11 protein-coding genes are annotated in these 14,118 nt (G+C 73.1%); 8 read left to right on the top strand and 3 right to left on the bottom strand.

Annotated features, from left to right (window positions below):
- Positions 1-130 precede the first annotated feature (130 nt).
- On the top strand, positions 131-5,005 hold the full coding sequence (locus ACFYOJ_RS34235) for a DNA repair ATPase (protein WP_356556614.1): 4,875 nt from the start codon (positions 131-133) through the stop codon (positions 5,003-5,005).
- Between the two features lie 33 nt (positions 5,006-5,038).
- Here ACFYOJ_RS34235 and ACFYOJ_RS34230 read toward each other — a convergent pair whose 3' ends face one another.
- A complete protein-coding gene (locus tag ACFYOJ_RS34230; protein ID WP_356556615.1) occupies positions 5,039-5,389 on the bottom strand; it encodes a hypothetical protein in 351 nt (116 codons plus the stop codon).
- 68 nt (positions 5,390-5,457) lie between these two features.
- Here ACFYOJ_RS34230 and ACFYOJ_RS34225 point away from each other — a divergent pair, with 68 nt between their 5' ends.
- Positions 5,458-5,979: a hypothetical protein gene (locus tag ACFYOJ_RS34225; protein WP_356556616.1), complete on the top strand. Its 522-nt coding sequence runs from the start codon at positions 5,458-5,460 to the stop codon at positions 5,977-5,979.
- A gap of 35 nt (positions 5,980-6,014) precedes the next feature.
- Here the strand turns inward: ACFYOJ_RS34225 and ACFYOJ_RS34220 are convergent, their stop codons facing one another.
- Together ACFYOJ_RS34220 and ACFYOJ_RS34215 are read right to left on the bottom strand one after the other, a co-directional pair.
- Positions 6,015-6,485 (bottom strand): DUF4396 domain-containing protein, encoded by a 471-nt coding sequence (locus tag ACFYOJ_RS34220; protein WP_356556617.1) that lies wholly within the window; start codon positions 6,483-6,485, stop codon positions 6,015-6,017.
- A 298-nt stretch (positions 6,486-6,783) separates the two neighbouring features.
- Positions 6,784-7,410 (bottom strand): hypothetical protein, encoded by a 627-nt coding sequence (locus tag ACFYOJ_RS34215; protein ID WP_356556618.1) that lies wholly within the window; start codon positions 7,408-7,410, stop codon positions 6,784-6,786.
- A 306-nt stretch (positions 7,411-7,716) separates the two neighbouring features.
- Here ACFYOJ_RS34215 and hemL point away from each other — a divergent pair, with 306 nt between their 5' ends.
- From hemL to ccsB, 6 genes are all read left to right on the top strand, one after another.
- Complete coding sequence (gene hemL, locus ACFYOJ_RS34210; protein ID WP_356556619.1) at positions 7,717-9,033, top strand: glutamate-1-semialdehyde 2,1-aminomutase; 1,317 nt, start codon at positions 7,717-7,719, stop codon at positions 9,031-9,033.
- Entirely contained in the window at positions 9,030-9,719 is a 690-nt protein-coding gene (locus tag ACFYOJ_RS34205; protein WP_356556620.1) for a histidine phosphatase family protein, read from the top strand. Before hemL ends, ACFYOJ_RS34205 begins: the two co-directional genes overlap by 4 nt.
- A gap of 128 nt (positions 9,720-9,847) precedes the next feature.
- A complete protein-coding gene (locus tag ACFYOJ_RS34200; RefSeq protein ID WP_356556621.1) occupies positions 9,848-10,477 on the top strand; it encodes a TlpA disulfide reductase family protein in 630 nt (209 codons plus the stop codon).
- Position 10,478: 1 nt separating this feature from the next.
- Positions 10,479-11,249: a cytochrome c biogenesis protein CcdA gene (locus tag ACFYOJ_RS34195; protein WP_356556622.1), complete on the top strand. Its 771-nt coding sequence runs from the start codon at positions 10,479-10,481 to the stop codon at positions 11,247-11,249.
- A gap of 4 nt (positions 11,250-11,253) precedes the next feature.
- Positions 11,254-12,972 (top strand): cytochrome c biogenesis protein ResB, encoded by a 1,719-nt coding sequence (locus tag ACFYOJ_RS34190; RefSeq protein ID WP_356556623.1) that lies wholly within the window; start codon positions 11,254-11,256, stop codon positions 12,970-12,972.
- Positions 12,969-14,114 (top strand): c-type cytochrome biogenesis protein CcsB, encoded by a 1,146-nt coding sequence (ccsB, locus tag ACFYOJ_RS34185; protein ID WP_356556624.1) that lies wholly within the window; start codon positions 12,969-12,971, stop codon positions 14,112-14,114. Before ACFYOJ_RS34190 ends, ccsB begins: the two co-directional genes overlap by 4 nt.
- Positions 14,115-14,118: the final 4 nt, after the last annotated feature.

Raw genomic sequence — 14,118 nt, 5'->3', positions numbered from 1 at the left:
CGGGGCGCGCGGCCGCGCCCGCCGCGGCCGGGCCGGGGGGGGGGGGGGCGCGGCCCGCCCCGCGCCCCCCCCCCCCCCCCCCCCCCCCCCCCCCCCCCCACCGCTCTTTCCGACTTCCTGAGAGGGACTCATGACCACCGCCCTGGACACGGGTACGTACGAGGTGCTGCGCGACCGCCTCACCGCGCAGGCGGCCGAGCTGGCCCGCCGCGCCGAGGCGCTGAACGCCCGCCGCGTCGAGGAGTTCGGCTCCCAGCGCCTGGAACTGGCCGGCACCGAGCACCTGCGCACGGAGTCGGCGTGCGCGCCGCGCGACCTCGTGGCCGTCGGCGACGTCCTGCTCTTCGGCTACGACACCGTCCCCGGCCGGGGCCCCGGAACCACCGTCGGTGACGTCCTCGCACTGCACGACCGGGACCTGAACAGGCTGCCCGACGGCGCCGTGCCCGGACTGCTCGACGACCCGGCCTTCGTCCGCGAGTTCACCGCCCTGCACCGGTACTTCCACCAGGCCCGGCTCCTGCGGCTGCGGCGCGTGGAGGGCAAGGTGCTCGCCGTCTTCCGGACCGGGGAGAAGGCGGACGACATCCGGGTCCTGCGCTGGGCCGTCACCGACGACGGCCGGGTCTCCTTCCTCGACGCGCGCGGCGACCGCGACCACGTCCTCCCGCCCGCCCACGACTTCACGTGGACGGTGACCACCCGCGAGAACCACGTCCCGGGCCGGCACCCGCACGTCTCCGTCGAGGGCGAGGTGTTCGTCGACACGCTGGGCGGCACCCTGACCGTCAAGACCGAGAACGACACCGAGACGGACGAGGGCGTCCACACCGAGCCGGTCGCCGAGCCGCTGCAGTCGCTCGCCGACGCGCACATCGCCTACGCGCGCGTGGGCGCCCTCCTCCTGCTCGACGTCCTCCCCTACAAGGAGGACACCCACCGCTATCTGGTGTTCAACACCCTCACCAAGGCCGTCGTCCGCCTCGACGGCATCGGGCAGGCGTGCCGCCGCCTGCCCGGGGACCAGGGCATCGTCTTCCCCGGCGGCTACTGCCTGGCCACCGGCGTCCACCGGACGTTCGACGGCGTCGGCACCGAGGGCATGGAGTTCGAGCGGGCGGTCCGCTCCCCGAACGGCGAGGACGTGCTGTTCACCTTCCACGCCCGCGCCGCGGGACGCACGCTGCTGCTGCCCTACAACGTGATCCGCAAGGAGGTGGCCGCCCCGCTGACCTGCTCCGGCTGGGCGCTCCTCGACGACGGCACCCTCCTCGCCCTGCGGGCGGCCGGCGCCGAGCCGCAGCGCGTGCACCCCGTCCAGCGGTGGACCTCCCCGTACGTCTCCGACCTCCACGCCGCCCGCCGGGCGGGCACCGGTCCGCTCGCCCGCGTCGGCAACGCCGACCTCGTCCGCGGCATCTCCGACTGCCTGTCCGTCACCCGCGCCGTCACCGACACCACCCCCACCGGCGAGGTGTACGAGGCACTCGTGGCGGACTGCGCACGGGTCGCCGACACCCACCACTGGCTGGCCGAACCGGACCTCGGCGCCCTGCACGAACCGCTCGCGCAGGTCCGGGCCACCGCCGAACAGGTCCTGGCCGAGTTCGAGACGGTACGGGCGCTCACCCGGCGGGCCGCCGACGCGCTCACCGAGGCGACGGCACGCGTCACCGCCGTCGTACGGCGCCTGCGCGGCGAGGCCCCGCGCGACGCCGCCGCGTGGGTGTCCGGGCTCACCGAGCTCCGGCAGGCCCAGGGACACCTGCTCACCCTCAAGGACATGCGGTACGCGGACACCGGCCGCATCGACGAACTGGCCGCCGACGTCGCACGCGACCTCGCCTCCTTCGGCCGGCGGGCCGTGACCCACCTGGCGCGCGAGGACGCCTTCGCCGGCCACCGCGCCGACATCGAGCGGCTCGTCGCCGACGCCGAGGCCATCACCACCGTCGCCGAGGCGGAACCCGTCGCGGCCCGCCTCGACGAACACGCCGCCGCCCTGCGCACGGTGACCGACGTCGTCTCCGGCCTGGACATCGGCGACGCCACCGTCCGCACGGCCGTCCTGGAACGCATCGCCGAGGTCCTCGGAGGCGTCAACCGCGCCCGTGCCACGCTGGACGGCCGCCGCCGCGCCCTGCGGGAGAGCGAGGGCCGGGCCGAGTTCGCCGCCGAGTTCGCGCTGCTCGGCCAGGCGGTCACCGGCGCCCTCGCGGCGGCCGGCACCCCCGAGGAGTGCGACGAGCAACTGGCCCGGCTGCTCGCGCGGGTGGAGGACCTGGAGTCCCGGTTCGCCGAGTCCGACGACTTCCTCGCCGAACTGGCGGACAAGCGCGAGGAGGTCCACGAGGCGCTCACCGCCCGCAAGCAGACCCTCGCCGACGCCCGCGCCCGCCGCGCCGAGCGGCTGGCCGAGTCGGCCGCCCGGGTGCTGGACACCGTCGTCCGCCGGGCCTCCGCCCTCGCCGACGCCGACGCCGTCACCACGTACTTCACCTCCGACCCGATGCCCGCCAAGGTCCGCCGCACCGCCGGTGAACTGCGCTCGCTGGGCGACCAGGGCAGGGCGGAGGAACTGGACGGCCGGCTGAGGTCCGCCCGGCAGCAGGCCCTGCGCGCGCTGCGCGACCGCACCGACCTGTACGCCGACGACGGCCGCACCGTCCGCCTGGGCGCCCACCGCTTCGCGGTCAACACCCAGCCCCTGGACCTCACCCTCGTCCCCCAGGGCGAGGGCCTGGCCTTCGCCCTGGCGGGCACGGACTACCGCGCCCCGGTCACCGACCCCGGCTTCGCCGCGACCCGCCCCTACTGGGACCGCCCGCTGCCCTCGGAGTCGCCCGACGTCTACCGCGCCGAACACCTCGCCGCCCGCCTGCTCGACGAGCACGGCCCCGCCGCCCTCGCCGCGGCCGAGGACCTGCCCGCCCTGGTCCGCCAGGCGGCCCGGGAGGCCTACGACGAGGGCCACGAGCCCGGTGTCCACGACCACGACGCGGCGCTGATCCTCGCCGCCCTGCTGCGCCTGCACGAGAGCGCGGGCCTCCTGCGCCACGAGCCGGCCGCCCGCGCCGCCGCCCAGCTCTTCTGGGCGCACGGCACGACGGCCGGGGAACGCGAGGCCTGGACCCGCCGCGCCCGCTCCCTCGTCCGGGCCCGCGACACCTTCGGTCCCACGCCCGCGCTCGCCGACCTGGAGGCCGAACTCGCCGAGGCGGCCGGCACCCGGGCGGCGGCCGCCTACCTCCTCGAGGAGCTGACGACCGGCCCCGAAGGCTTCGTCATCAGCACCGGCACCCGGACCCTCCTCGACAAGTTCCGCCGCGCGGTGGGCACTTCCGCCTACGACGACGACCTCACCGCCCTCACCGACCCGGCCGCCCGCAGGCAACTCGTCGAGGCGTGGCTGACGTCGTACGCCACCGCGACCGGCACCGACCTCGCCCCCGGCGACCTGGCCGAGGCGGTGGCCGCCGAACTCTGCCCCGGTCTGCCCCGCTACGCGTCGGACGCACCCCTGACCGAGACCGTCGAGGGACTGCTCGGCGCCCACCCCCGCATCCGCGACCGGTCCCTGACCGTCCGCGTCGACGAACTCCTCGCCCGCACCCGGGAGTTCCGTACCCGCGAGGTCCCCGCCCACCGCGCCTACCAGCGCCGCCGCGCCGCCCTGGTCGCCGCCGAGCGCGACCGCCTCCGCCTCGACGAGCACCGGCCGCGCGTGCTGCCCACGTTCGTACGCGGCAGGCTCGTCGACGAGGTCTGCCTCCCCCTGATCGGCGACAGCCTCGCCAAGCAGCTCGGCACCACGGGCGAGAACGGGCGCCCCGCCACCGGCGGTCTGCTGCTGCTCCTCTCCCCGCCGGGCTACGGCAAGACGACCCTCGTCGAGTACGTCGCCGACCGGCTCGGCCTGCTCCTGGTCAAGGTCGACGGCCCCGCCCTGGGCCACGCGGTGACCTCCCTCGACCCGGCCGAGGCCCCGAACGCCACCGCCCGCCGGGAGATCGAGAAGATCAACTTCGCGCTGGAGGCGGGCAACAACACCCTCCTGTACCTGGACGACATCCAGCACACCTCGCCCGAGCTGCTCCAGAGGTTCATCCCGCTGTGCGACGCCACCCGCCGCATCGAGGGCGTACGGGACGGCGAACCGCGCACCTACGACCTGCGCGGCAAGCGCTTCGCGGTGTGCATGGCCGGCAACCCGTACACCGAGACCGGCAGCCGCTTCCAGGTCCCCGACATGCTCGCCAACCGCGCCGACGTGTGGAACCTCGGCGACGTCCTGACCGGCAGGGCGGACGCCTTCGCCGCCTCCTTCGTCGAGAACGCCCTGACCGCCAACCCGGTCCTCGCCCCGCTCGCCGGCCGCGACCGCGCCGACCTGGAACTGCTGCTCCGGCTGGCCGCCGGTGACCCGGAGGCCCGCGCCGACCGGCTGACCCACCCGTACGCGCCCGCCGAGCTGGAACGGATCACCGCGGTCCTGCGCCATCTGCTCACGGCCCGCGAGACCGTCCTCGCGGTCAACGCCGCGTACATCGCCTCGGCCGCCCGCTCGGACGCCACCCGGACCGAGCCGCCCTTCCGGCTCCAGGGCTCCTACCGCAACATGAACAAGATCGCCCAGCGCATCCAGCCGGTCATGAACGACGCCGAGCTGTCCGCCCTGATCGACGACCACTACGCGGCCGAGGCCCAGACCCTCACCGCCGGCGCCGAGGCCGGCCTGCTGAAACTGGCCGAGCTGCGGGGCACCCTCACCGCCGGCCAGGCCGCCCGCTGGGCCGAGGTGAAGACGGCGTACGTCCGCACCCAGGCCCTCGGCGGCCCCGGGACCGACACCCTCACCCGGGCCGTCGCCGCCCTCGGCCTGCTGGCCGACCGGATCGCGGCCGTCGAGTCGGCCATCGACCGCGCCGCCGACCCACGCCGCCTCCTCGCCGGCCCGGCCCCCCGGCACGCCGCCCGCCCGGCGGGAAGCCCCGGCGGGGAGTGAGGCAGGGCCGCCCACCGCCGGCGGGCCCGCCGGTCACTCGTCGCGCTCGACGGCGGCCCGTCCGTGGCGGGAGCCGGCGTACGCGGCGTCGCGGAGCCGGCGCAGCCGTCCGGCGGGACACGGTCCGGGGAGGCTGTGGGCGTAGGGGCCGTAGGACACGGTGCGGGTGGCCGGAGCCGTGTGCGCGGCTTCCAGGGTCAGCGAGGCGAAGGTGCGCCAGGGCTCGTCGGGGGCGGCGGCGCGCAGGCCGAAGCGGACGGGCCGGCGGGCGAGCTCCTGCCACAGGGCCGGCATGGTGTCCTGCGGAGCGCCGCTCGGGCCGGGGACGGGGAAGGCCGTCAGGACCCGTTCGCGCTCACCCACCCGGTAGGACAGCGCGGACACCGGCGCGGCGCCGGCCGGGAGAGGCCGGGGAGCAAGTGGGCCGGGAAGCGCTGGGTACTCGCCCCGGCATGATGAAGCGCGCGCTGTGGCAGGGACTGCTGGCCGGTACGACCGGGGTGCTGGTGATGACGCTGGGCGAGAAGGCGGAGCAACGGCTGACCGGCCGGCCCGACTCCCATGTCCCCGGCCGCACCCTGGAACGCCTGACCGGCATGCGGGAGCACCCGGGCCGTCAGCCCGTGCCGGTGAACCTGGCCATGCACGTGGGTCAGGGCGCCCTCCTCGGGATCCTGCGGTCGGTGATGTCGCACGCCGGACTCCGCGGGCCCTGGTCCTCGGCGCAGTTCGCCGTCGTCCGGCTGACCAACGACCAGATCCTGGAGAACGCCACCGGCGTCGGCGCCCCGCCCCCGACCTGGCCGCGCCGCGAACTCGTCGTCGACCTGCTCCACAAGACGGTGTACGCCTTCGCCACCGGCGTCGTCGCCGACGCCCTGGCCGCCAGGTCGGGTCCGGGCCCCGGACAACGGCACGCCGCCGTGCGCCCCGGCCGCCACACCGACGTGGGCCCCCCGCCCCGGGGACGGTGACCGGCGCGCGGGCGGCGTCTCGGTGGTGGTGCGGGTCAGTGGTGGGCGTGGACGACGGCGTGCCCCTTGCCGCGGCCGATCATCCACTTGTTGACCGGCGTGGTGATCACGAACGCGACGGCGAAGCCGCCGAGCAGCGCGTACCAGAACAGGCCGTCCGACAGGTGTGCGTCCATCGCTCCCGGCGTCAGCGCGATGATGCCGTTGTCGACCAGTTCCATCACCGCGATGGAGACGGTGTCGGCCGCCAGCGCGACCTTGACCGCGGCCTTCAGTGACACCCCGGCGCGCACCACCGCGAAGAGGGTGAAGGAGTAACCGAAGACGAAGGCCAGGGTGACGGCCAGGGCCATCGTCGGCACGTTCCCCCACATCAGGGCGGTGCCGATGACCATGCCGAGGATCTCGCCGACGGCGCACCCGGTGAGGCAGTGCAGCGTCGCCCGCACCGCCGTCGCCCAGGTGGCACCGTGCGTGGTACCGGAGTGGTGTGTGCTGTGGTCCATGACCCTCATCCCCGTTCGACGACCCACAAGGCCCCTGACGGCCCCACTACCAAGAAAGATATACCCCTAGGGGGTATATGGCCAGGGGGGTTCCGGACCCGTCACCGGTCGACGAAGAAACATCCGGCCCCACCGGAACCACGGGGCGTGACCGAGAGCCGCACGGTGCGGAGCGTCCGCCGCACGGCAGCCGTCGGTCGGGAGAACCCGCGTGCGTGTCCGGCACGACGGGCCTTCCTTCCGGAAAAAGAAGAGGGCGGGACCCGAAGGTCCCGCCCGTGTCGCACGGTGCCCCGGCTCAGGGCCACACCAGGCAGTACGCCTGATGCCCCGCCTCGTGCAGCCGGTGGCTGAAGTCCTGCCACTCGTGCAGCAGCCGGTACACGTTGAACGCGTCCTGCGGACCGCCGCGGTCCGGGACCGTCGACCAGATGAAGGCCGCCGCGCCGACCGCCTCCTCGCCGATGCCGCGCAGGGGGTCGACGACGGTCATCGGGAGTTTCACGACGGCGTAGTCGGGGTGCAGGACGACCAGTTCCAGCGGGGGCACCCGGTGCAGGGGGACGCCCTCGATGCCGGTGAGGACCATGGCGGCCATCGTCTCCGGCTTGATCCTGGTGAACATGCCGTTCATCCCGAGCTCGTCGCCGCCCAGCTCCTCGGGGCGCATCGAGATCGGGACGCGGGCCGCGGTCGCGCCGTCGGGCGCGCCGAAGTACTTGTACGTCACCCCCACCCGACCACCATTCCCGCTCCCCGCCACCGGCCGGCCGGCCCGCGCGTCGAGCCGGTCGGGCTCGCGCGGAGGTCCGTGCGCCTGGCGCGCTTCGGTCGATTCCGCCGCCTCGCGCCGGTGCCTTCCCCGCCGGGCACGCCGAGGACCCAGGTCGTCGGTCCCCTCGCCCAGTCCGCCACCGCGATGCATATCTCCACCCGACTGCTTTTCTAGGACGCGTGACCCCCGCCGCGCAACCCGATCATCGTGTCAGTGACCTCCCCCACGGCCGTCCGGCGAAACGTGCGGCCGGACATATGCCTGTCATATGCCCGTCATATGTCCGCAGGACGCCGGCGGCCTCCGTCCGCGCCGCCGTGTGAGCTGCGTGGACGGGCTCCAGTCTGGCAGACGGCACGGCGTTCGGGCGGGTTGTCTACCCTGAACGAGGTCACTCTGGGCAACCGGTGTCCGAGAAGTCGGAGAAGGTCGAGAAGGTCGGAGAAGTCGCACATCATGAGCGAACTGGAATACCCATACGAAGCACCGGCCTCGCAGGCGCTGTTCGACCGCGCGGCGGCGGTCACGCCCGGCGGCGTGAACTCCCCGGTGCGGGCGTTCCGAGCCGTGGGCGGCACGCCCCGGTTCATGGTGTCCGGCACCGGACCGTACCTGACGGACGCGGACGGACGCGAGTACGTCGACCTGGTCTGCTCCTGGGGCCCGATGATCCTCGGGCACGCGCACCCCGAGGTGGTCGCCGCCGTGCAGGAGGCGGTCACCCGCGGCACCTCGTTCGGTACGCCCGCCGAGGGCGAGGTCGCGCTCGCGGAGGCGATGGTCGAGCGGGTCGCCCCGCTGGAGCAGGTGCGGCTGGTGTCCAGCGGCACCGAGGCGACCATGTCGGCGATCCGGCTCGCCCGCGGCTTCACCCGGCGCACCAAGGTGATCAAGTTCGCCGGCTGTTACCACGGTCACGTCGACTCCCTCCTCGCCGCCGCCGGCTCGGGCGTCGCCACCTTCGCGCTGCCCGACACCCCGGGCGTCACCGGCGCCCAGGCGAGCGACACGATCGTGCTGCCGTACAACGACCTCGACGCCGTGCACGCCGCCTTCGCCGCCCACCCGGGCGAGATCGCCTGCGTGATCACCGAGGCGTCCCCCGGCAACATGGGCGTCGTCCCGCCGCTGCCCGGCTTCAACCAGGGACTCAAGGACGCCTGCGCCGCGAACGGCGCGCTGTTCGTCTCCGACGAGGTCATGACCGGCTTCCGCACCAGCAGGGCCGGCTGGTACGGCGTCGAGGGCGTCGTTCCCGACCTGATGACCTTCGGCAAGGTCATGGGCGGCGGCTTCCCCGCGGCCGCGTTCGGCGGGCGCGCCGACGTCATGGCGCACCTCGCCCCGGCCGGGCCCGTCTACCAGGCCGGCACCCTCTCCGGGAACCCGGTCGCCACCGCCGCCGGCCTCGCCCAGCTGCGCCTGCTCGACGACGCGGCGTACGCCAGGGTCAACGCCGCGTCGGAGCAGATCCAGGGCCTGGTCACCGAGGCGCTGACCAAGGAGGGCGTCGCGCACACGCTGCAGCGGGCCTCCAACATGTTCTCCGTCTTCTTCACGGACCGGCCGGTCAGGAACTACGAGGACGCCAAGGCGCAGGAGTCCTTCCGGTACACGGCGTTCTTCCACTCGCTGCTCGCGAACGGCGTCTACCTGCCGCCGTCCTCCTTCGAGTCCTGGTTCGTGTCCGCCGCCCACGACGAGCGGGCCGTCCAGCGCGTCGCCGACGCCCTCCCGGCGGCGGCCCGCGCGGCCGCGGAGGCGACGGCATGAGCGACGCGCGCAACGACGAGCTGACCGTCGTCCACGTGATGCGGCACGGCGAGGTCGAGAACCCGACCGGCGTGCTCTACGGCCGGCTGCCCGGCTACCACCTGTCCGACCTGGGCCGGCGCATGGCCGACCGGGTCGCCGAGCACCTCGCCACCCGCGACGTGACGTACGTCGTCGCCTCCCCGCTGGAGCGGGCGCAGGAGACGGCGACGCCGATCGCCAAGTCGCACGGGCTGGACCTCGACACCGACGAGCGGCTCATCGAGGCCGGCAACGTCTTCCAGGGCAAGACCTTCGGCATCGGCGACGGCGCGCTGCGCCGGCCCGCCAACTGGAGGCACGTGCTCAACCCGTTCAAGCCGTCCTGGGGCGAGCCGTACGTCGACCAGGTGGTGCGGATGATGGGCGCGCTGACCGCGGCGAAGGACAAGGCGCGCGGGCACGAGGCCGTCGTCGTCAGCCACCAGCTGCCGATCTGGATCCTGCGGTCCTACGTCGAGCGGCGGCGGCTGTGGCACGACCCGCGCAAGCGGCAGTGCACGCTGGCCTCGCTGACGACGTTCACCTTCCGGGGCGACCGGATCGTGTCCGTCGGCTACACCGAGCCCGCCCGCGACCTGGTCCCGGCCCACCTCCTCGCGGGGGCCAAGCCGGTGAAGGGCAAGGGGAAGGCCTTCGGGGCCTGACGGTCCCGCACCGCACATCCGGACCCGCGTCCCCGGGGCCCCGCCCCGGGGACACCGCCTGAAATGCGGGTTCCCGCCCGCGAGGGGGGTGCGCAAGATCCCCGGAACGGACATGCGAAACTTTTCACATGAGTGCCGCCAGCCGCGCCCCCCTGCGCTCGAACCGCACCGCCGCCCGTGTCCGCCGCGCCGCCCTGACGGTCGGCGCCGCAGTGGCCGCGCTGCTCGTGACCGCGTGCAGCTCGGGCGGGACGTCCGGCGGAGGCGGCCAGACCGGCTTCGTCACCGGCTCCGACGGCATCGCCACCGTGAAGAAGGGTGAGCGGGCCGACGCTCCGGACCTGTCCGGCGAGACCGTCGACGGGGGCCGGCTCGACGTCGCCGACCACCGGGGCAAGGTCGTCGTCCTCAACGTGTGGGGCTCCTGGTGCCCGCCCTGCCGTGCCGAGGCCAAGAACTTCGAGAAGGTCTACCAGGACGTCAAGGACCAGGGTGTCCAGTTCGTCGGCATCAACACCCGGGACACCTCCACCGGACCGGCCCGCGCCTTCGAGAAGGAGTTCGGGGTCAGCTACCCGAGTCTGTACGACCCGGCCGGCAAGCTGATGCTCCGCTTCGAGAAGGGCACCCTCAATCCGCAGGCCATCCCCTCCACGCTGATCATCGACCGGGACGGGAAGGTCGCCGCGCGCACCCTCCAGGCACTCAGCGAGGAGAAGCTGCGCAAGATGCTCGACCCGGTCCTGGCGGAGAAGTGACGTGAACGCACTGTCCACGCTCGCCGCGGCGGGCAGCAACGGCACGGTGCTCAACGGCGCCCTGCTGGTCGCCCTGCCCATCGCGGTCCTCGGCGGCCTCGTCTCGTTCTTCTCGCCCTGCGTCCTGCCGCTCGTCCCCGGCTACCTCTCCTACGTGACCGGGGTCACCGGCACCGACCTCGGTGAGGCCCGGCGCGGCCGGATGGTCGCCGGCGCCTCCCTCTTCGTCCTCGGCTTCACCGCCGTGTTCGTCTCCAGCGGCGCCCTGTTCGGCTACTTCGGCCAGACGCTCCAGGAGAACCAGGGCGTCCTGACCAGGGTGCTGGGCGTCTTCATGATCCTCATGGGCGTCTTCTTCATGGGGATGATGCCCTGGCTCACCCAGCGCGAGTTCCGCTTCCACAAGAAGCCCGTCAGCGGCCTGATCGGCGCCCCCGTCCTCGGCGCCCTGTTCGGCATCGGCTGGACGCCCTGCATCGGCCCGACCCTCGCCTCCGTGCTGGCGCTCTCCGCCGACCAGGGCACCGCCGGCCGCGGCGCCGTACTGACCGTCGCCTACTGCCTCGGCCTCGGCGTGCCCTTCGTGCTCGCCGCGGTCGCGTTCCGCAAGGCGCTCGGCGCCTTCGGCTGGATCAAGCGCCACTATGTCTGGGTGATGCGCATCGGCGGAATCATGATGATCGCGACCGGCCTGCTGCTGCTGACCGGCGCGTGGGACCGCATCGTGCAGGACATGCAGACCTGGTCCAACGGCTTCACTGTAGGGATCTGACCCGATGAGCAAGACCACGACCGACGAGAGCCGGCAGGCCGGCGACGACCAGGACCTGGGCGCCGCCGGCTCCCAGCTGTCCACCGCCCCGCAGGAGGAGACGCCGAACCTCCCCGCCCTCGGCGTCGTCGGCTGGGCCCGCTGGTTCTGGCGGCAGCTCACCTCGATGCGGGTGGCGCTGCTGCTGCTCCTGCTGCTGTCGCTGGGCGCGATCCCCGGCTCGCTGATCCCGCAGGAGGGCGTCGACGCACTCAAGGTCGAGGAGTTCCGCGACAGGCACGACGTCCTGGCGCCGGTCTACGACAAGCTCGGCCTCTTCCACGTCTACAGCTCGGTGTGGTTCTCCGCGATCTACATCCTGCTGTTCGTCTCCCTCATCGGCTGCATCGTCCCGCGCACCTGGCAGTTCGTCGGCCAGCTGCGCGGCCGCCCGCCCGGCGCGCCCCGGCGCCTGACCCGGCTGCCCGCGTACACCACCTGGCGCACCGAGGCCGAGCCCGAGCAGGTCCGCGAGGCCGCGCTGGCACTGCTGCGCAAGCGCCGCTTCCGCGCCCACACCGCCGGTGACGCGGTCGCCGCAGAGAAGGGCTACCTGCGCGAGGCCGGCAACCTGGTCTTCCACATCGCCCTCATCGTGATGCTGATCGCCTTCGCCTGGGGCCAGCTGTTCAAGTACGAGGGGAACAAGCTGATCGTCGAGGGCGACGGCTTCTCCAACACGCTCACCCAGTACGACGACTTCAAGTCCGGCAGCCTCTTCGACCCGGACCACGACCTGGCACCCTTCAGCTTCACCCTGAAGGACTTCCGCGGCACCTACGAGGCGACCGGCCCCAACCGCGGCACCCCCCGCGTCTTCGAGGCCAGGATCGACTACAGCGAGGGCGCCTACGGCAAGGACAGGCCGGCCACCATCGAGGTCAACAAGCCGCTGGAGATCGACGGCTCCAAGGTCTACCTCGTCAGCCACGGCTACGCGCCCGTCCTCACCGTCAAGGACGCCAAGGGCAACGTCGTCATGGACAAGGAGGCGACCGCCCTGCTGCCGCTGGACGCCAACGTCACCTCCTCCGGCGCCGTCATGGTCCGCGACGGCTACCGCAACGCCGAGGGCAAGAAGGAACAGCTCGGCTTCAACGCCTTCTTCCTGCCCACCCACGGAGGCCAGGGCAGCACGATGCTCTCGGCCTTCCCTGCGCTGATCAACCCGATGCTGGCGCTCTCCGCCTACCACGGCGACCTCGGCGTCGACGCGGGCTTCCCGAAGAGCATCTACCAGCTCGACAAGACCAACCTGGAGGAGTTCAAGGACTCCGACGGGGAGCTGTTCAAGAAGCAGCTGAAGATCGGCGAGACCATGACCCTCCCGAACGGCGCCGGCACGGTCACCTTCGAAGGCGTGAAGGAGTGGGCGGGCTTCCAGGTCACCCGGCAGCCCGCCAGCGGCTGGGCGCTCGCCGGGGCCGTCGCCGCGATCCTCGGCCTCGCCGGCTCCCTGTTCATCCAGCGCCGCCGCGTGTGGGTGCGGGCCGTGAAGGGCGCCGACGGCGTCACCGTCGTCGAGATGGCCGGCCTCGGCCGCAGCGAGTCCGCCAAGGTGCCCGAGGAACTCGGCGAACTCGCCGGGCTCCTGTACGAGCGGGCGCCCGGCGCCCCCGAGAACGACGACACCCCCGATTCCCCCGACACCCACGCCGTACCTGCCGAAGGGGCTGAGAAATGACTCTCGCCGCCGCAACAGAGGCCGCAACGGAGTTGGCCGCCGCCACCAACGAGCACCTCGCGAACCTCAGCAACACGCTGATCTACTCCGCGATGGCCGTCTACACCCTGGCCTTCTTCGCCTACATCGCCGAGTGGCTCTTCGGCAGCCGCAGCAAGGTCGGCCGCACCGCCGCCGCGCTCACCGCGGACACGGCGGACAAGGCGAAGGCCGCACCGGCCGTCACCGTGAACAAGGCCGGGGGCACCGCCGTACTGGAGCGGCCGAAGGTCGTCGTGCGCGCGGCGGCCGGTTCCCGCGACGTGCCCGACGGGCCGGGCGCCCACGGCGGCACCGAGAAGGGCGACCTCTACGGACGGATCGCCGTCTCCCTCACCGTGCTCGCCTTCGCCATCGAGGCCGGCGGCGTGCTCACCCGCGCCCTGTCGGTGAAGCGGGCGCCGTGGGGCAACATGTACGAGTTCAACATCACGCTCACCACGGTGGTCGTCGGTGTGTACCTCCTGCTGCTCGCCCTGAGGAAGAACGTCCGCTGGCTCGGCCTGTTCCTGTCCACCACGGTCCTGCTCGACCTCGGCCTCGCCGTCACCGTCCTGTACACCGCGAGCGACCAGCTGGTCCCGGCCCTGCACTCGTACTGGCTGTACATCCACGTCTCGACGGCGATCTTCTGCGGCGCGGTCTTCTACGTCGGCGCGGTCGCCACGATCCTGTACCTCTTCAAGGACTCGTACGAGAACAAGCTCGCCACCGGCGGCACCCCCGGCCGCTTCGCCAACTCGGTCCTGGACCGGATGCCCGCCGCCGCCTCCCTCGACAAGTTCGCCTACCGCGTCAACGCCGCCGTCTTCCCGCTGTGGACGTTCACGATCATCGCGGGCGCGATCTGGGCCGGTGACGCCTGGGGCCGCTACTGGGGCTGGGACCCCAAGGAGGTCTGGTCCTTCATCACCTGGGTCGCCTACGCCTGCTACCTGCACGCCCGCGCCACGGCCGGCTGGAAGGGCCGCAAGGCCGCCTACCTGGCCCTGGCCGCCTTCGCCTGCTGGCTGTTCAACTACTACGGCGTGAACATCTTCGTCTCCGGCAAGCACTCCTACGCCGACGTCGGCCTGGGCGCGCTCCAGGCGGCCGGGTTCTGAACCC

The organism is Streptomyces sp. NPDC006384 (assembly GCF_042870695.1).
Lineage (GTDB): Bacteria > Actinomycetota > Actinomycetes > Streptomycetales > Streptomycetaceae > Streptomyces.
This window is presented reverse-complemented; position numbering and strand designations above follow the sequence as displayed.